Below are 18,392 nucleotides of genomic sequence, written 5' to 3'. Positions count from 1 at the left end.
TCATGATAATTAGCGCGCTTATTATATTGATGTCTGAGTTATTTCCTTCTCATTTTATGCGTTAGCCGGCAGCGATTTTCCCGCCAGATGTGCCTGATAAAGCGTGGCGTAGACACCTTGCTTAGCCATTAACGCATCGTGGCTGCCTTCCTCCAGGATCTGCTGCTCACCCACCACCACGATGCGGTCAGCATGTTGAATGGTAGAGAGACGGTGAGCGATGATCAGTGAAGTGCGGCCTTGCGAAAGCTCATTCAGCGATTGCTGAATGGATTGCTCGGTGGCCGTGTCCAGCGCCGAGGTGGCCTCATCAAGGATCAAAATAGGGGGATTACGCAAAAATACGCGGGCAATCGACAGACGCTGTTTTTGACCTCCTGAAAGTTTCACCCCACGTTCACCCACGACGGTATCTAATCCGTCAGGCAGGCTTTGTATCAGACTATCGAGATGGGCACGCTTCGCGGCTTGCCAGATTTCATCTTCACTGGCGTCCAGTTTGCCATACGCAATATTTTCGCGGATGGTGCCGCCAAACAGAAAGACATCCTGTTGCACGATGCCTATTTGATTCCTCAATGCGCGTTGCTGGTAATCACGCACATCAATCCCATCAATACGAATGGCGCCATCCTGCACATCGTAAAACCGTGGGATCAGTGCACAAAGTGTTGTTTTGCCTGCTCCACTTGGCCCTACGAATGCCACGGTCTCCCCGGGTTTGATCGTCAGCGTGATGTCTTTCAGTACTGGTGTGTCGCTATAACCGAAAGTGACATGATCAAAAATGATGTCTCCCTTGAGGGCCGTAACGGCCTGGGCATCGGGTCGATCAACAATATCAGGCAGGGTATCGATCAGATTGGTGAAACGGCGAAATCCCGCGATCCCTTTTGGATAGCTCTCCAGCACCGCAGAGATTTTTTCGACCGGGCGGAAGAAGACCTCGGTGAGCAAAAGAAAACCGACAAAACCGCCATAGCTCAACTCGCCTCGCAGCACATAAGCCGTGCCAGCCACCATGATGACCAACTGGGTTAAGCGCGTTGAGAGGTAGCTTAAGGTCATGCTGGTGGTCATAATCCGGTAAGCGCGCAGTTTGGTCTTTTTGTAGAGCGCGTTGTCTTTGGCAAACAGTCGGGTTTCCTGCTGTTCGTTGGCAAAAGCTTTGACGACGCGAATCCCCCCGATGCTTTCCTCAATACGGGTATTAAAATTCCCCACTTGGTGAAAAAGATTTTGCCATGTCTGCGTCATCTGCCGGCCGTAACGACTGACCAGCCAGACCATGCCCGGTACGAGAACCAGCGTGATCAATGCCAGATTGAGATGAATATTGGCCATCAGAATAAATGCGCCGATAAAGGTCATCACGGCAAGGAACAGATCTTCCGGACCGTGATGGGCTATCTCGCCGACTTCTTCAAGGTCCTTGGTCACATGCGTGATGATATGACCGGTTTTCGTATTATCGTAATAACGGAGCGAAAGGGTTTGCAGGTGTTCAAAAGCTTCCCGGCGCATATCCGTTTCAATACCAACGCCTAATGCATGCCCCCAGTAATTCACGATGGCCATAAGGCCAGTGTTAATCAGATATATAGCTAATAATGCCAATGAGGCAAGCAAGATGAGCTCCCAGTTTTGCGCAGGGAGTAATTTATCAATAAACATCCGGACTGCCATGGGAAAGGAGAGTTCCAGCAACCCGGCGACAATGGCGCAACCAAAGTCCAGAAAAAATAGACGTTTGTAGGGAAGGTAGTAATTAAAAAATCGGCGCAACATAGCGTCTTCCTTGTTATTTCGAAGCCAGAAGTTTCATTAAATTTTGGTACTAAACAGTTCCCGATATACAACCCTCGTCCATCATTTTTCCATCCCAGGTGCTTGAAACAGACCTTAACCATACGCTAGCCATGCCTTCCGTGCCGTGTACAGTTGCCAGACAGCAGCAGTTAAGAAGATTCAGCGATCGGTTAATAATCTTTATTGATAACGATACTGATAGTGATTATCATTCCGTTTCGTGTAATTAACTGTAAATAAATATCTCATGCTTATCAAAAAAATTACAAAGCGTACTCTACTCTCCCTCGCAGTCTCGCAACTGCTGTTATCTTCCTACGGGATGGCTAAGGCTATGAATGAAATGGATTTTAAGACGCAGCCTTTAGGCCATGGTGTTTATGAAATGGCCTATGTGAAGGAGCGTAACGCCCTGTTCGCCGCTTCATCGCCCTCGTTTGACGAGGATAAAAGGGCAGGAGTGGTGTTTGAACTGGCTGCCGATACGTTGCGGATTGATAAGAAAATCCCCACAAATCGTCGTGTCTTTTCCGCGGCACTCGATGAAGAGAGCCATATCCTGTATCTCGGTAACGCGCTGGATGGTTCCGTCACCCTGCTGGATAGTCGTACCGGAAAAGAACTCCGCACGCTGCAGTTAAGCGATGATGCCGTTGCGGAAAAAAAAGCCCATGTGCGTGAAGTCGTTCTGGATAAAAAACATCATCGTCTATATGTGTCGGGTATCGGTGGGAAAGACAAAGGGTTGCTCTGGGTTGTCGATACGCAAAAACAACAGGTTATTAAAACGCTCGATAACATGGAGCCGGTTGGCTTTGCAGTCGATGAAGCGGGTAATAAAGTTTATGCCGTTACCGGAAAAGGCGAGATCATGACATTGGATGGCGTATCCTCCCGTCTCATTTCCACGGTGAAAGTCGACCCTGCAGAAACCAATCACTACTTCCTGAATATCGCCCTCAATACACGCGAGGGACTTGGCTATATCGCGGACTCCAATACACGTGACGTGCTGGTGGTCCAAATGGATTCCGGCAAGCTTCTGCACCGCATACCCACACCCAACTCTATTGCGGTGCTCTTCAACGCTACCCGCAGTGAAATCTATGTCACCCACCGCAACGCGCGTCAAATCAGCATCATTGACGCCAGCAATTATCAGGTGAAGCACACCATAGATACCTCTGGCATGCCCAACAGCCTGGTGCTTACACCCGATGCCAGCACGCTTTACGTCAGCGTGAAGCAGGACGAAAAAACCAATAAAGACGATTACGTCCTTAAGATCGATTTAAACCAATTTTAAAAGGGATTTTGCTGTGAAAAACCAAACACGCCTGGCCGTGGCGATTGCGATCGCCCTGAGCCCTCTCCCCGTTGTCGGCTATGCGCAGGACAACACCTCGAATAACGAGAATGATCTTGTTGTGACCGCTTCTGGCTTCAGTCAGGAACGACGGGACGCGCCAGCGAGTATTTCAGTGGTCGGTGAGAAGGAGTTAAACACCCGATCTAATCAGAATGTCACGGAAGCGCTACGCGAAATCCCGGGTGTGCTGGTCGGCAATGGACACGGCAGCCTGGCAACCGGCGATATTCAGATGCGCGGGATGGACTCGACCTATACCTCTTACATGGTGAATGGCATTAAACAGGCCACCCGTGAGTCCCGCCCTTACGGCCATCACATCGGAACCGAAGCTGCATTTATGCCACCGCTGGCGGCGATTAAGCGTATTGAGGTGATTCGCGGACCGATGTCCTCACTCTATGGTTCCGACTCGATTGGTGGTGTCGTCAACGTCATTACTAAAAAAGCTTATAACCTCGATAAATGGACAGGAGTACTGGAGGATAATTACTTCCTGCAGGAAAAAAGTGAGTACGGTAATACCAATCAGACCAACGCATTCGTTATGGGGCCGATTATTCCAGGCAAACTGGGTGTGAGTGTGGGTGCTGACTATCTTGATCGCCGTGATGATGACAGCCAAAACGATGAACGCTTCGTAAAGCATCAGTCTGGGAATCTTGATGCCACGATTTCCATGTCTCCAACCGACACCCAACTCTGGGATCTGAGTGCCTCTCGCGGGCATCAGGAAAAAACCCACAGAGCAGCAAGTCCTTGGTACTGGGGCTTTGATCGCGATGCAGCTTCGCTCTCGCAGCATGCCTGGTATGCCAACGACATGATCGAAGCGAAAAACTTCATCAGCTATGAAAAGGCTCGCACGGAGTACCGTGTTCCTGAGATGTCACCTCAGTTCATTGAGCAACGTAATTTTGAAGCGAACAGTGCCAATACCTTCTCGCTGGGCGATCACAAACTCACGCTGGGGGCTAACTTCACCCGTAATGAGCTGAATGACACCTTTGATGTCGAGGATAAGGTGGCGCCCGGCGTCACCCCGGTCAGCAAAATATCCCGTAATGGCTGGGCATTATTCGCGGAAGACGCCTGGATGATCGTCCCGGACTTTACGCTGACAACCTCTGCTCGTCTGGATCATGACAGTTACTTCGGTTACCACGTCACGCCTAAACTTTATGGCAACTGGACATTGAATGAAAACTGGTCGCTTAAAGGGGGCGTTTCAGCGGGTTATAAAAAGCCGGATTTGCGTGAAAACAATGCAGGCTTTACCAGCGTATATGGCGCCTATCCATACTCCTACATTGGCATCGGCAACGATGAACTCAAACCGGAAAAGAGTATCAATACCGAGTTGGGGCTTTACTGGCAGCAGGATGCCCTGGCGCTGGATGCCACCATTTTCCACACAAAATTTAAAGTAAGATCAGCGATTACACCATCTGTACCCAGTCGGCTACGCAGCAGTGTGTTTACAATGGCTATGTTGCAGAAAGCGTCTCGCAATATTTCAACGTCAGCGACGCTGAAATCTACGGGTTAGAGCTGAACGGTGACTGGCAGGCCACATCAAACCTGAAGGTGAACGCCAACTACACCTATACCCACAGCGAGCAGAAAAGCGGTGAGTACAAGGGGTATGCGTTAAGTGACTTCCCGACCAGTATGGCCAATCTCTCGGTGAACTGGATGGCAATGAGCGATCTGGAGTTGTGGACACAGACAAGCTGGCGCAGTAACTCTCCGGACATTGGCAAGTCGAGCTCGACTGAGGCCTATGCGCTGGTTGATTTGGGCGCCCGCTACCATCTGAACAAAAATATTACGCTGATGGCGGGTATTTATAATCTGTTCGATGCAAACCCGATTTATAAGACGTCCTATAACCAGTCGGCGATGCTGGAAGGTAGACGTTATAATTTAGGGGCACGCGTCGAGTTCTGATATGAGCCGGGCCAATGTGCCCGGCATTTATTTCTGATGCGCCATATAAACTCAGGCCAGCAATTCATGACAAATTGCGCCGATCTGGTCCACGGCATTGAGCAACTGTGCCGTCGGTTCGTTGGCACAATTTAATCGCAGGAAGTTCTGTAACTCCGCTCCCGGTGAAAACAGCGGCCCAGGGCTAACCCCAATGCCCAGCGCCAGCGCGCGACGATGCACTTCCAGCGCATTGATCGGATGCGGAAGTTCAACCCACAGCAAAAAACCGGCTTCCGGTGCAGTAACGCGTGTGCCAGGCGGGAAACTCGCTTCAACCCGTGCGATGACGGCTCGCACACCTTTCTCAACGCGAACCTTCAAACGCCGCAGGTGCCGATCATAGTCCCCACTGGCCAGTACGTCGCTGGCGGCGGCTTCAAGCAGCGGTGCGCCCGCCCAGTCGCCCGCCATGCGCGCCTGCAAAACCTGGGTGTGATAGAGGCCGGCGGCAATCCAGCCAATGCGCCAGCCCGGTGCCAGAGTCTTGGATAACGAACTGCAGTAAATCACATTGCCACGCTGATCAAAGGCCTTGCAGGCAGGAGGTCGCTGCCCATCGCCAGCCAGATCGCCATACACATCGTCCTCAATTAACGTGATGCCTGCACGTTCAAGCAATGCGACAAGCTCCTGCTTGCGCGCGACCGGCATACTGGCGCCAAGCGGGTTTTGCACGGTAGGCGAGGCCAGTACGGCAGCGGGTCGATGCTGTTTAATGGCGTCAGCGAGCGGTGCCAGCAGCAATCCTTCAATGGGATCGGTGGGGATTTGCAGTGCCTTCAGGCCCAAATCCTCCAGCAGCAGGAGCGTGCCGAAGTAGGCGGGCTGCTCAATCGCGACGGCATCGCCAGGCTGACACACGGCGCGCAGTGCCAGACGCAGCGCCTGGGTCGCCCCAGCGGTAATAACAAGGTCGTCTGCGCTAAAGCGTGCGCCCCATTGCGCGGCACGTGTGGCTATCTTATTGCGCAGGTCGGCCCGGCCCGGTGGCAGGCTATAGCTTTGGCCATGCGCATCCAGACGGCGACCTGCTGATTGCAGCGCCCGCTGGAGTGTCTCCGTCGGCAACCAGTGGGGATCGGGCAGCGCAGCGCCGAGCGCTATCAAACGGCTTTCTGCGCTACTGAACAGTGAACGCGCAACGGCTGACAGGGTCACGGGCACGGGGCCCGACAGAGCCGGCTGTATTTGCCGTTCGGTGTTTCGCGGGCTGACGAAATAGCCCGAGCGCGGACGCGCAATAATCAATCCTTCCGCTTCCAGACAACGCAGCGCTTCCAGAGCGGTTGGCAGACTTACCTGTTCGCGTTCGGCCAGTTTGCGTGCGGAGATCATACGATCGCCGGGTCGCAGCGCACCGGAGGCGAGGGTGTGTCGCAGACTCTCAGCAATGCGGCGGTAATGTGGGGACGATAATGGCAGGACGGACATGTCGATCTGTACAGTCTGATTTTCGATAAATCTGACTATACAGACGATGATGAGCGCCATCTATAGTATCGGGCATGAACCAGACAAGGAGGCACTATGCATTGCGATAACTTCGACCTTTCCCGCTATTTCCGACGCATCAATTATACCGGCCCTGCGGCCGCCGATTCCGCCACGCTGCACAACATTATGCGCCATCAACTGTTCACCGTGCCGTTTGAGAATCTCGATGTGCAGGCCGGGAAAGTTGTCTCGCTGGTGCCTGAAGAGATTTGCGACAAGATTTTGCATCAAGGGCGAGGGGGCTACTGTTATGAGGTCAACGGACTGTTTGCCATGGTGCTGGAAGCGTTAGGCATTCCCTATAAATTTGTGGCGGCAAGGCCGATGTTCTATCCGGTGCGTCGTCCCAAAACCCACATGGCGCTGGTGGCGGAAGTCGATGGGCGTCAATGGTTGTGCGATCTCGGTTTTGGTAGCTATGGCATCCGCGCGCCAATGGCCTTAGATCAGCTCGATTGCGATATTAAACAGGATTTCGATACGTTCAAACTCACTTGTGACGCGCATGGCGAGTATCTGCTGCAGGCGAAGGTAGAAGGGGTGTGGTGCAATCAGTACGGCTTTGACCTGTCACCGCAAGAGTGGATTGATTTTGCCCCGGCGAATTACCTCAACTCGACCCATCCTGATGCGATTTTTGTGCAGAAACGACTCATTGTTCAGCATCGTCCGGAGGGACGGATGATCCTGCTAGGAGATATGTTGAAAACGGTGACGGCTAATGGCGTGGAAAAGCAGCTGCTGGCGGAAGAGGAAATTGATGCTGTGCTGCAAAGCCGCTTTGGGTTAGTCAGCCGTACATAGGATCGTCAAAAGAACGAGGCAGGAAATTTTTGGGGATGAATATCCTAATAAGCCAGACCCTTTGTGCGGCGTTAACTGAGCATATTTTGACGATGGTTATGGCTCCAACGAAATTTTGATTTCCATATGATCAAACGTTTCTAGTCCTTGTTGGCTCAATACAAGCCATGAGCCTCACATAATAGGCTCATGGCAATGCACATTCTTCTCAACGTTTTTTTAGAAGATATGACTCAAAACTTCACTCTTTCCGCTGCAACGTAATCCGCGTCAGTTCAGAAGGGCGTCCCAGTCGTATTGCCATGCCTGGCCAGAGCGCAGTGCCGTTATTCACATAGAGTTGCATGCCATCCACATCATAAAGGCCTGAGACAAAGCCCGCGTTGGGTTTTGCAAACAAGCGGTCAAAACCGACGATCAGTCCGCCGTGGGTGTGACCAGATAGCTGCAAATCGACTTTGTGCGTTGCGTTCTGGCGCGCATTGCGCGGTTGATGATCCATCAAGATTACCGGAGCGTCAGCAGGAACACCCTCCAGCGCCAGCTCAAGGTTAGGGCCAGTGGCATCTCTGCGGGGGGCTGAAACATCGGGCAGACCGGCGATCGCTAGCTCCGTGTCGCCGCGTTTAATGAGGGTATGGCTGTTGAGCAAAGGTTGCAGTCCTAACGCTGCAAGATGATCGGTCCAGCGTTGCTGTTCAAAGAAATACTCATGGTTGCCAGTGATGGCATAAACGCCGTCCGGCGCATGTAACCCTCGCAGCGGCTCCACGTCATTTCTACGATTTTCCAGAGTGCCATCTATGACATCGCCCGTTACCAGGATCAGGTCAGCATTCAGCGTGATGGCCTTTTTCACCATGGCTGCGGTCCATGCGGCGTTGAACACTTTGGTGATATGCAGGTCGGTGAGCTGAAGCAGCTGGTAGCCTTCAAACTCGCGCGGCAGATTATCGATTTTTATCGTCACCTCTTTTACGGCGGGGACGCGTATGGCCTGATGGACGCCGACCGCTGCCACAACCATGGTTAAAAGCGCAGCGCCATATCGTATGCCCGGCGTCATCTGCAGCGGGTGCCGCACCAGCAGGGAAATGAGTGTCACCACATCAATCAATATTTGAGTGAACGCGAGCAGTAGCACTGTGCCAAAGGCCCAGCTGAACAGGATGGTGACGGCTCGTGGCATTTCAGGTGAGAAAATGCCGCCCGGGGTAAATCGGCTAATTAATAGATATTGAGAAGCCAGTAAAACCACCAAAGATAGGATGATCTTCAACACTAACGGCATGGCTAATGGGAAAACGAATCGTGCGATAACATACCAACTCGGTATGCTGAAAATCAGATGAAACATCACTCTCTTCCCTGTTTTTAAGGCGCTGAATCAGCGCGAAAATCAAACTTATCATCGTAAGTGATGACTATAGCAAAAGTTTATTTAGAGAATGTCCGGTTGATGTTCTTGCGTTGGTATTATCATTTTCATCAGAAATGGCGATTATATTAGTGTTTTTGGTCTTGAATTACTGGGTCTGTATCGCTTAATTATTATTTTCGCGTTATAGTGCGGATAAATTATCATTTTCAACTGAATATCAAAGGATTCAGCCGATGCTGGTGGGATTTAAGGCGCTCTGCAAGCGCTATCACATTGAACTGGTTCAGCCACTTCGCGTGGAATCGGCTATTGGCACGGTTCGCGCCACCCATGAGAACCAGGGACGCATCGAAAAGCGCTATCCTCCAAGCTATCAACCTGACGATAGCTTCTCAGGTCATTTTGCCTTTGGCCTCAAATATGAAGAGATCCATCTGGAGTTTTTTGCCCGGCTCTTCGCTGCCACCGGACCAGAACCGATCGAAAGCTGGTGCCTGCGCGAGCCCTTTGGCCAATACGCCCGCCGTACCGGTTTTCTCTATGAATGGCTAACAGGTAACACGCTCACCAACGTGCCCGATGTTGCTAACGGCGGCTATATTGCGGCGATCTCCGCAAAGGACTATCTGACGCGGACTTCAGCGATCAAGAATAAACGCTGGCGTATCAATGATAACTTACCCGGCTCGCCTGACTTCTGCCCTGTGGTTCGCCGCACGCCTGAGATTGAGAATGCCATTTCTTTCGATGTGACCGCCGCACTACACGAACTGGATGATACCTTTGGTGCCGATGTTCTACTGCGAACCGCCAGTTGGCTGACTTTCAAAGAGTCCCGTGCCAGCTTTTTGATTGAGAAAGAGGCGGAGCAGGCCGATCGTATTCAGCGATTTGCGCATGTCATTGCGCAATATTGCGGCCAAATTGACGATCCACTTAGTGATGAAAGCCTGCATATTCTGCAAAGAGGCATTCTCGGTCACGATGCGTTGGGACTGGGGCTGCGTCGCTCGCCGGTGTTTGTCGGACAGGCGACCATGCGCGAAGATATCGTGCATTACGTGGCACCGCAGTTTGAAGATTTGCCGCAGTTTATGCGCGGATTGCAGGAGTTTGAGCTCGCCACCCGTGGTGCAGAGCCTCTGGCAAGAGCGGGCGTGATTGCCTTCGGCTTTGTGTATATTCATCCGATGCGCGACGGGAATGGCCGTATTCATCGCTTCCTGATTAATGATTCCTTAATTCGCGACGGCGCCATTCCTGAAGGCGTTATTCTGCCGGTATCCGCCAGCATTACCAGCTCCCTGGATTTCCGTGTTGGCTATGACCGCACGCTGGAAGTGTTCTCGAAACGCCTGATGCGCCGCTATGCGACCTCCTGCCATTTTGGTGAGATCGTGACGTATGACGACGGTACACCCAGCAACTTCACCTTCTCCGACTACGAAGATGCGCGTTACGCCTGGCGCTACCCGGATTTAACTTCTCACGTGCTGTATACCGCTAAAGTGATTGAGCACACCGTGCGCGTGGAAATGGCCGATGAAGCCAGAGTGCTGACGATATTTCAGAAGGCGCAGGAGAGGCTGAAGGAGGTGCTGGAGATGCCGGATCAGGATGCGAATCGGATAATCCGATCATTGAAAGAGAATGGCTGGCAGGTGTCAGGAAAGTTGAGAAAGGAGTATCCGCCGCTAGAGGATACGGCAAGGGCGGAGAAGATCGTTGAGGCGGTCAAGTCGGCGTTTGACGAGGGGAGTTAAGAACAGTTGGGTTGGACGCAATTCTGAACATAAACGCCCTTACAGGAGAACTGCATGCATCATCTTGATGTGCAAGTGTTGAACGCAGCACTGGCATGGGCTGAGGAGCATCCGGTGTGGCTATGTACGGTGCTCAGTACCTTTGGCTCGTCCCCGCGCCCGCCAGGCGCAATGATGGTGATCAGAAGCGATGGTCGCTATTGCGGCTCGCTGTCGGGCGGGTGCGTGGAAGAAAGCTTTATCGCCCGAATTGGCGACGATATTTTTTCCTTGCCCAGCCAGATTGTGCGTTATGGAGACGGTGGCTTTGAGCCGGACCAGGCGCTGCCCTGCGGAGGCGCGCTGGACATCCTGGTGGAAAAGTTGATGCCGGTTAAAGCGTCGATCGGCTACCTGCGACAGATGATGTCAGCGTTGACGGGGCCGCATTCCGTGGTAAAAGCGCTGACAATACCCGAACCGTGCCGTTCGCTGCTACCTGGGGGGTATCTGAGCCGGACGCATACTCAGGTACAGGGCGCGAACATCGTGCTGACGTTGTGCGCCCCTCCCAGGGTGGTCATTGCGGGCCTCTCCAGCGTCGCACTCTACTGCGCTAACTTTGCTCAGGCTTTAGGGTTTGAAACACTGGTGTGTGAGCACCGCGAGGATGTACTGCTGAATCTGGCCGATCAACTTGATGACACTGTGAAGTTAATCAAGCAGTTTCCCGCCAGCTACCTTGAACGTGAAGGGTGTCACTCAGGCACCGCGATTCTATCCCTTACCCATGACCCTCGCATCGACGATCTCACGATGATGGAGGCTGTAAATCTGCCCGCTTTCTATATCGGCGCCATGGGATCGCAGAACAACAGTCTGAGGCGAAAAGAGCGGTTAGTCAGGATTGGCGAACTGAATCCCGAAGAAATTAACCGGATTCATGCCCCGATTGGGATGGATATTGGCAGCAAAACACCCGCGGAGATCGCGCTATCCATTATGGCCGATGTCGTTAGCCACAAAAATGGTTTGATGGGCTCACCGCAGGACAAGGATGGCGCATCGTGAATATTGTCATTCTGGTCATGGCCGCTGGGTACAGCCGTCGCTTCAGGCAATCCGGTCGGGGAAATAAACTCGCTGCGGTAATGCAGGGTAAGCCAGTGCTTCAGCATACGCTGGATAATGTGCGGGCTACTGGTCTTGACTGCTATGTGGTGGCTCGGCCTGATGACAGGCAACTGCATGCGTTAATGTCGGAAGAACGCATCGTGCGCTGTTCGAGTGAGGGGCTGGGGGAATCTATCGCGGCGGGCGTGAACGCCACAGCAGATTATGACGGATGGTTAATTACCCTGGCGGATATGCCTTTTATCCAGCCCTCAAGCTATCGGGCCATCAGTGAAGCGCTGCGCGACTCCCGATTGGTACGCGCACAAGTCGATGGAATACAAGGTCATCCCGTCGGTTTTCAGCGATCTTTTTACTCTCAGCTTTGTGCATTACAGGGAGACAAAGGGGCGAGGGAATTGCTAAACCCTGATGCTGTCACGTTTGTTGACTTAACCGATCGCGGCTGCATCACGGATATTGATACTATTGAGGATATTACGCGGGCTAACCAGGCTGAATGTTGATGTGGCTAAAAGCAGACCCGCTGCACGGACTTGCAGACCGCACAGCGGGTAAATTTATTTGGCGAACGTTAAGCGGTCTGGGGTAAAGCTGCTAAGAGTTTATCCAGCGTAACAGGATAATCTCTGACCCTGACACCCGTCGCGTTGTAAATCGCGTTCACAATGGCTGCACCGACACCGCATAATCCCAGTTCACCCACGCCTTTGGCTTTCATCGGTGAAGAGACCGGATCGGTATCATCAAGGAAGATGACTTCCTGCTCGGGAACATCCGCATGAACGGGCACCTCATAGCTTGCCATATCGTGATTCACAAACAATCCCAATCGGGTATCCACCGCCAGTTCTTCCATCAGCGCGCCACCTAATCCCATTGTCATCGCGCCAATGACCTGACTTCGCGCGGTTTTGGGATTGAGTATTCGACCTGCCGCACAGACGGCCAACATGCGGCGTACCCGCACTTCCCCTGTGTAAACATCCACGGCCACCTCAGCAAAATGCCCGGCAAACGTGGATTGCTGATACTGCTGATCGAGGTCGCCAAACTCAATCGTGTCTTCTGCCGTCAGAGTGCCATTAGCCGCTGCCGCAGAAAGCGGGACGCTGCGATGACCTGAGCGAACTTCGCCCTCCACGAACTCGGCTTCATCAGGGTTGATGCCGAGTGCTGTTGCTACCTGTTCTCGAAGCTTGACGCAGGCGGCATAAACGCCTGCCGTCGACGTGTTCGCACCCCACTGGCCACCGGACCCCGCTGAGACCGGGAAAGCGGAATCTCCCAGTTTCACTGCTACTTGTTCAAGGGGCACGCCCATCATTTCTGCCGCCGTCTGGGCGATGATGGTGTAGCTACCAGTGCCAATATCCGTCATGTTGGTTTCGACGGTGACGATGCCATGCGCATCCAGATGCACTCGCGCGCCAGAAGGGGCGAGGAGATTGTTGCGGAATCCAGCGGCTACGCCTAAGCCCACCAGCCAGCGCCCGTCTCTTACCTGGGCAGGTAACGGATTGCGCTTTTGCCAGCCGAATTTATCTGCCCCGGTGCGCAGACACTCAATCAGCTGGCGGCGCGAGAAGGGGCGTTTGGCATCAGCGGGATCAACCTGAGTATCATTCAGGATGCGGAATTCCACCGGATCGATGCCGGCTTTCTCCGCTATCTCATCCATCGCCATTTCCAGCGCCATTAACCCCGGCGCTTCACCCGGCGCGCGCATCGCATTGCCTTCCGGCAGATCAAGCGTTGCCAGACGCAGGCCGGTCAGACGGTTAGCGCCGGCATAGAGGAGTTCCGTCTGTTGCACGGCGGTCTCTGGCGTGCCGTTCGGCAAGTTACCCGACCAGCTAATATGCGAGATGCCCGTGATATGCCCGGATTTGTCGGTACCGATGCGAATATGCTGGTGCGTCGCGGGACGATGAGTGGTGTTATTAGGGATCATTGGCCGGGGGAGCATCACTTTCACCGGACGTTTCACAACGCGAGCACCCAACGCTGCCAGCAGGGCATCACTGCGCAGAAACAACTTCCCGCCAAAACCACCGCCAATATAAGGCGACAGCACCCGCACTTTTTCCAGCGGCAGGTTCAGCGTCTTCGCAAGATCGGATCGGCACCAGTTTATCATCTGGTTCGACGTCCACACCGTTACCTTGTCCTTGTCCCACATGGCCATAGAAGCATGAGGTTCCATAGCCATGTGACTCTGATCCGGCGTGCTATAGGTTTCATCAAGCACAAACGCCGCTTCGCTCAGGGCACGCTCTGCATCACCCACCGTTTTATCCGGCGTATCTTCCGGTGGCGTTGTCACGGTGGGTATTTCATGAGCAAGGCTGTAAGCGCCTTCTTCTTGCTGATAGCTGACCTCCACCAGCTGGGCCGCCGCACGTGCCTGTTCAAACGTTTCAGCGACAACCAATGCAACGGCCTGATGGTAATGTTCAATACGATATTCAGCCAGCAACGTTGCCGTGTTCATCTCCCCCTTGCTGAGTTTGCCCGCATTTTTGGCAGTAACAACGCCTAACACGCCCGGTGCGCTTTCAGCGGCTTCGGTATTAAGCGAGGTAATTTTGCCTTTGGCAATCGGGCTGCCCACCACATACCCATACGTGACGTCAGGCGCCTCATCATGCCATTCATAGGCGTAAGGCGCGCTGCCGGTTGTTTTTAAAGGCCCATCAATGCGATCAAGCGGACGGCCAACGTATCTGAGTTGATCGATGGGATTCAAACCGGCGGGTTTCTCAAATTTCATGCTTTTGCCCTCGCTTCTGCCAGCACTGAAGCCAGAGTGCGCTTCGCCAGTACCAGCTTAAATTGGTTATCCGCCGTAGGTTGTGCACCCTCAAACAACTTATCGAAAACCGGCTGAGTACCATTGGGCAGTTCGCTGTCTGCCAACGACCGTCGCCAGGGTTGATGCGCCACACCCCCGACGGCGATCCTTCCTGTGCGATCACGCTGTACGATGGCCGCTACGGAAACCAGTGCAAATGCATAAGAGGCGCGATCGCGAACCTTACGGTAGATATGCGTGCCTCCCACTGGCGGCGGCAGGACCACCGCAGTGATAAATTCGCCCGCATTAAGCACCGTCTCAAGATGAGGCGTCTGACCCGGCGCGCGGTAGAAATCATTAATAGGAATCGCGCGCTCGCTGCCATCCGGGCTGACCGTTTCGATAGTTGCATCCAGCAGACGCATTGCCACGGCCATGTCGCTGGGATGTGTTGCAATACAATCTTGACTGGCTCCGATAACAGCAAGCTGGCGGCTGTAACCCCCAAGCGCCGCACAGCCGCTGCCGGGCAGACGCTTATTACAGGGCTGGTTGGTGTCATAGAAATAAGGACAGCGCGTGCGTTGAAGCAGGTTTCCTGCCGTCGTCGCCTGATTGCGTAACTGACCAGACGCACCAGCCAGTAACGCACGTGAGAGCACCGCATAGCCCGTCCGCACACGCATGTCTGCGGCAAGGTTGGTATTTCGCACCAGTGCACCAATACGCAGTCCGCCTTCGTCGGTGGGTTCAATCTTATCCAGCGCCAAACCGTTCACATCAATGAGATGAGCGGGAGTTTCGATCTCCAGCTTCATCAGATCGAGCAAATTGGTGCCTCCGGCAATAAACCTGGCACCGGGATTTTGCAGCGCGCGCGTGGCGGCTTCCAGGGAAGAGGTGACTTTTTCATAGCTGAAGGCTTTCACGATGTCTGACCCTCCGCGTAGTCATCAATGGCGGCGAGGATGTTGGCATAGGCCCCGCAGCGGCAGATATTACCGCTCATGCGCTCGCGAATTTCATCTGTATGTCGTGTCGGCTGTGCCAGCAGGTCCGGGGAAACGTGGCTGGGTATGCCGTCTGCAATTTCCTTCAGAACCGCCACGGAAGAGCATATTTGTCCCGGCGTGCAGTAACCGCACTGATAGCCATCATGTTTGATGAAAGCAGCCTGAAGCGGGTGCAGATTGTCAGGCGCCCCCAGGCCTTCAATGGTGGTGACCTCAGCGTTTTGCTGCATTACCGCCAGTGTGAGGCACGCATTAATGCGTCGCCCATCGACGATAACGGTACAGGCACCGCACTGACCGTGATCGCAGCCCTTTTTGGTTCCGGTGAGGTGCAGATGTTCGCGTAAAGCATCCAGCAGAGTGGTGCGGGTATCCAGATGGAGCGAACGTTCTTTACCATTCACTTTCAAACTTACCGGCATCATGGCGGGTGGGGGTGTGGTAGCTAGCGCGTGCTGACTGAATGTGGTCGCAACTGAATCGCTAGTGGCTGTTGCGGCGTTTTCTCGATCACGATCCTGCTGGTGGTTGACATCATGTGGGGTGCTCATACCCGGCCTCCAGTGACAAAATTAGGGTGCCTAAGGCACCTCAGTTTATAAGGTTTTTGTAAGCACTAAGCATAGACGTCAATTGGACATTGCGGGTGTGGCGGGCTATTTCTTCATGAAAGGTAAGCGGAGCGAGTAATAAAATGGATTTTTTCATAACCGATTTTAAAAAATATACCGTATCGCTTATAAATTTGAGTTCCCCGCATTGCTTGACGTAGCACTAGAATGTGCCGTAATGATGATTTGTTGAATGGGGAAATCGTTATGACGTTGCCACCCTTTCTCAGAGCAGAGGAACAAGTCATCATATATGATGGTATTTGTAAGCTGTGTAACGCCTGGGTTATTTTTTTGCTAACTCATCGTATCGATCCGAAAATTCGCTTTGTCGCCATCCAAAGTGAGAAGGGGAAAATGTTACTTAGATACGCAGGTTTGCCTGATGAAAATATTCGAACAATTGTTCTGATTAATAAGAACCAACATTGGCTCAGGTCTCAGGCCATATGCAGGGCAATGGCATTTATGCCGTGGCCCTGGAAGGCGCTGTCTGCTATTCGATTTCTACCCAGTTTTATATCTGACTTCTTTTATAATCGTATTGCACTCAATCGCTATCGGTTATTCGGCCATTACGATGATGTTCATGAGATAGAAGGGGATTATCCTGGCAGGTTTTTATGAGCATTAATGATTGATGGTGATACTAATTTTTCGGTTCTAAACTCAAATGTCGATGGCTAGACAGGGGCATGCTTCTGGCAATTTAGCCATCAAAAATCATTGCCAGAATTTAACCGTATTATTAATTGGCAGTTCCGTCGTAAAAGGAAGGATAAAACTCTGTGCTATTTGAATATTATGCGCCGAGTAGTTTTTCACTAAATCAGCACTTTAATAAAAGTACTATAATAAATGTACACAACGGATGTTATGTTGAAAACTGCAGAATTGGCGACTTATCGAGTTCGGTGGGAGCAAGTCAAGAACATTAAATCGATCCGCCCGGGATTCCTTTTGGATCGGTTTTCCGGCTTTTCTCCTGTAAACGGAGAATAACCTGGACGGCGCGATATAAAAAGCGGGGCGATCGCAGGCGCCTCCGGTGTAAAAAGTCACGTAACCCTCTGACGGTAAAACGAAGTTCCGCGAAATGGCCCCGTAACGATCGTACCAGGCACTCTACCCTCCGTGCCTGGTGAGAACGGGATAATGCAAAATCACTCCGGAAGAGAGAGAAGGCTGACGTCAAAATGATCAGGCATCTTCCCGGTAGCAGAGGAGATGTTGCTGATCAGCTTCCGGTCCACGACGGAAGGCTGCTCCATGCTCCGGATCCATTTTTTTGCCGTAAATTTTCATTAATGGTAATCATAATATGTATCCCAGTAAGCCGGACCTGAAGGGATTTTTAACCTGCTCAATATCATTCTGAATAAAAGTAACGTCTTTTCCTCAATTTTCCGGCTGCACCGAAGCCGGAAAAAATTCAGGTAGATATTTTTTTGATTCCGCAAGGTGGGGGGGATTTCCGAAATGCGCGTAAAGAAAACCTGATACGCTGAGCAATGTTAAATAACGCACGTATGATATTAACGACGGTAAAACACGGCCGGCTTTTTAGGGTAATTGTAAAATTCGTTCAACTAATCTGTCAGGGGCATTGTTTCCTTCGCACCTTCATTAAAGACAATGTCTTTATCGGGAGCCCTTTTTCCCGCTGCAGGCATAAAAATAAGGTTATGTGATCCTCTTACTTTACTGGCAGTTTGCCTTATAACGGTATTCTTTAAATCATACGGCTGCATTCTTATTCCTTATTGAACTGAAAGAGTCAAACTGACACAGACTTCGGGGGGCGGGGCATATCAGCCAGCCTGCGTCTGACAAAAGATTCAGTCACAGATAGCGGTGTTTTTTCAGAAGCAAAAGTGCCTCATCCATCGGTATTTTGTAAGATCGCTTTCGGCATACACTGAATGAAAGGTTCCGCTTCAAACCGGTTAAAGCGATTGTTCATACCGTCGATAGACGGGGTCAGCATCGCCAGGAGGGCGCGCTCCTGATTTCAGGAGCAGGGCTGTCCGGTGGCAGGCGGGACGCGCGCGCGAAGTGCATTGATCGGATACTCCCGCGGCTCCTGACCTGGCCCATCAGGGCGTAATCGCTGTGATGCGCTTCCAGGTTACAAATGTTATGTCATTAAATGATGGAGTTCCGCCGGGAGCTCAGTAAATTTGCCCGGTTGCACGCAAAAAAAAGCACAGGCTGCCCTTGAGTTCAGTCCTGTGCGGAGAGTTCAT

The 18,392-nt window shown here is 52.3% G+C and carries 12 protein-coding genes and 1 pseudogene; 7 read left to right on the top strand and 6 right to left on the bottom strand.

Annotated elements, in window-relative coordinates; all coding sequences use genetic code 11:
• Positions 1–54: 54 nt before the first annotated feature.
• Positions 55–1,788, bottom strand: a complete 1,734-nt coding sequence (locus AC6I8L_RS25155) for an ABC transporter ATP-binding protein (RefSeq protein ID WP_498014793.1) — start codon at positions 1,786–1,788, stop codon at positions 55–57.
• Positions 1,789–2,056: 268 nt separating this feature from the next.
• Here AC6I8L_RS25155 and yncE point away from each other — a divergent pair, with 268 nt between their 5' ends.
• Both yncE and AC6I8L_RS25145 read left to right on the top strand, forming a co-directional pair.
• Positions 2,057–3,115: a 7-bladed beta-propeller protein YncE gene (gene yncE / locus AC6I8L_RS25150; RefSeq protein ID WP_498014791.1), complete on the top strand. Its 1,059-nt coding sequence runs from the start codon at positions 2,057–2,059 to the stop codon at positions 3,113–3,115.
• Between the two features lie 13 nt (positions 3,116–3,128).
• A pseudogene (locus AC6I8L_RS25145) lies at positions 3,129–5,128 on the top strand (TonB-dependent receptor domain-containing protein).
• A 51-nt stretch (positions 5,129–5,179) separates the two neighbouring features.
• Here AC6I8L_RS25145 and AC6I8L_RS25140 read toward each other — a convergent pair.
• Positions 5,180–6,601: an aminotransferase-like domain-containing protein gene (locus tag AC6I8L_RS25140; RefSeq protein WP_236699818.1), complete on the bottom strand. Its 1,422-nt coding sequence runs from the start codon at positions 6,599–6,601 to the stop codon at positions 5,180–5,182.
• Positions 6,602–6,697: 96 nt separating this feature from the next.
• On the opposite strand from AC6I8L_RS25140, the gene AC6I8L_RS25135 reads away from it, so the two are divergent.
• Positions 6,698–7,468 carry an arylamine N-acetyltransferase family protein gene (locus AC6I8L_RS25135; RefSeq protein ID WP_498014789.1) on the top strand — a complete coding sequence of 257 codons (771 nt, stop codon included), beginning with the start codon at positions 6,698–6,700 and terminating at the stop codon, positions 7,466–7,468.
• 241 nt (positions 7,469–7,709) lie between these two features.
• Here the strand turns inward: AC6I8L_RS25135 and AC6I8L_RS25130 are convergent, their stop codons facing one another.
• Positions 7,710–8,825, bottom strand: a complete 1,116-nt coding sequence (locus AC6I8L_RS25130; RefSeq protein WP_058962396.1) for a metallophosphoesterase — start codon at positions 8,823–8,825, stop codon at positions 7,710–7,712.
• 257 nt (positions 8,826–9,082) lie between these two features.
• On the opposite strand from AC6I8L_RS25130, the gene AC6I8L_RS25125 reads away from it, so the two are divergent.
• Genes AC6I8L_RS25125 through AC6I8L_RS25115 form a run of 3 tightly spaced genes read left to right on the top strand, consistent with a single transcriptional unit; the run spans position 9,083 to position 12,231 of the window.
• Positions 9,083–10,612 carry a Fic family protein gene (locus AC6I8L_RS25125; RefSeq protein WP_058962395.1) on the top strand — a complete coding sequence of 510 codons (1,530 nt, stop codon included), beginning with the start codon at positions 9,083–9,085 and terminating at the stop codon, positions 10,610–10,612.
• Between the two features lie 54 nt (positions 10,613–10,666).
• The gene (locus tag AC6I8L_RS25120; RefSeq protein WP_058962394.1) at positions 10,667–11,662 is read left to right on the top strand and encodes an XdhC family protein; all 996 of its coding nucleotides are present in this window, start codon (positions 10,667–10,669) and stop codon (positions 11,660–11,662) included.
• Positions 11,659–12,231 (top strand): nucleotidyltransferase family protein, encoded by a 573-nt coding sequence (locus AC6I8L_RS25115; RefSeq protein ID WP_058962393.1) that lies wholly within the window; start codon positions 11,659–11,661, stop codon positions 12,229–12,231. The genes AC6I8L_RS25120 and AC6I8L_RS25115 overlap by 4 nt, the downstream gene beginning before the upstream one ends.
• A 68-nt stretch (positions 12,232–12,299) precedes the next feature.
• On the opposite strand, the gene paoC is transcribed toward AC6I8L_RS25115, so the two are convergent.
• From paoC to paoA, 3 genes are read right to left on the bottom strand one after another with little or no spacing between them, the layout of a single operon-like run.
• Entirely contained in the window at positions 12,300–14,498 is a 2,199-nt protein-coding gene (gene paoC, locus AC6I8L_RS25110; protein ID WP_058962392.1) for an aldehyde oxidoreductase molybdenum-binding subunit PaoC, read from the bottom strand.
• Positions 14,495–15,451 carry an FAD binding domain-containing protein gene (locus AC6I8L_RS25105; RefSeq protein ID WP_058962391.1) on the bottom strand — a complete coding sequence of 319 codons (957 nt, stop codon included), beginning with the start codon at positions 15,449–15,451 and terminating at the stop codon, positions 14,495–14,497. Before AC6I8L_RS25105 ends, paoC begins: the two co-directional genes overlap by 4 nt.
• Positions 15,448–16,086 carry an aldehyde dehydrogenase iron-sulfur subunit PaoA gene (gene paoA, locus AC6I8L_RS25100; protein ID WP_058962390.1) on the bottom strand — a complete coding sequence of 213 codons (639 nt, stop codon included), beginning with the start codon at positions 16,084–16,086 and terminating at the stop codon, positions 15,448–15,450. Before paoA ends, AC6I8L_RS25105 begins: the two co-directional genes overlap by 4 nt.
• A gap of 267 nt (positions 16,087–16,353) precedes the next feature.
• Here paoA and AC6I8L_RS25095 point away from each other — a divergent pair, with 267 nt between their 5' ends.
• The gene (locus tag AC6I8L_RS25095) at positions 16,354–16,773 is read left to right on the top strand and encodes a thiol-disulfide oxidoreductase DCC family protein (RefSeq protein WP_058962389.1); all 420 of its coding nucleotides are present in this window, start codon (positions 16,354–16,356) and stop codon (positions 16,771–16,773) included.
• Positions 16,774–18,392 lie beyond the last annotated feature (1,619 nt).

Source organism: Type-E symbiont of Plautia stali (assembly GCF_059731115.1).
The sequence above is the reverse complement of the archived record's forward strand: the minus strand, read 5'-3'. Positions and strand labels throughout refer to the sequence as shown.

What these genes read in the sequence shown, in the direction of transcription:
- paoC (WP_058962392.1), bottom strand. Translation starts at nt 14,498, where the DNA reads ATGAAATTTGAGAAACCCGCCGGTTTGAATCCCATCGATCAACTCAGA.
- AC6I8L_RS25135 (WP_498014789.1), top strand. Translation starts at nt 6,698, where the DNA reads ATGCATTGCGATAACTTCGACCTTTCCCGCTATTTCCGACGCATCAAT.
- AC6I8L_RS25120 (WP_058962394.1), top strand. Translation starts at nt 10,667, where the DNA reads ATGCATCATCTTGATGTGCAAGTGTTGAACGCAGCACTGGCATGGGCT.
- AC6I8L_RS25140 (WP_236699818.1), bottom strand. Translation starts at nt 6,601, where the DNA reads ATGTCCGTCCTGCCATTATCGTCCCCACATTACCGCCGCATTGCTGAG.
- AC6I8L_RS25125 (WP_058962395.1), top strand. Translation starts at nt 9,083, where the DNA reads ATGCTGGTGGGATTTAAGGCGCTCTGCAAGCGCTATCACATTGAACTG.
- AC6I8L_RS25095 (WP_058962389.1), top strand. Translation starts at nt 16,354, where the DNA reads ATGACGTTGCCACCCTTTCTCAGAGCAGAGGAACAAGTCATCATATAT.
- paoA (WP_058962390.1), bottom strand. Translation starts at nt 16,086, where the DNA reads ATGAGCACCCCACATGATGTCAACCACCAGCAGGATCGTGATCGAGAA.
- AC6I8L_RS25155 (WP_498014793.1), bottom strand. Translation starts at nt 1,788, where the DNA reads ATGTTGCGCCGATTTTTTAATTACTACCTTCCCTACAAACGTCTATTT.
- yncE (WP_498014791.1), top strand. Translation starts at nt 2,057, where the DNA reads ATGCTTATCAAAAAAATTACAAAGCGTACTCTACTCTCCCTCGCAGTC.
- AC6I8L_RS25130 (WP_058962396.1), bottom strand. Translation starts at nt 8,825, where the DNA reads ATGTTTCATCTGATTTTCAGCATACCGAGTTGGTATGTTATCGCACGA.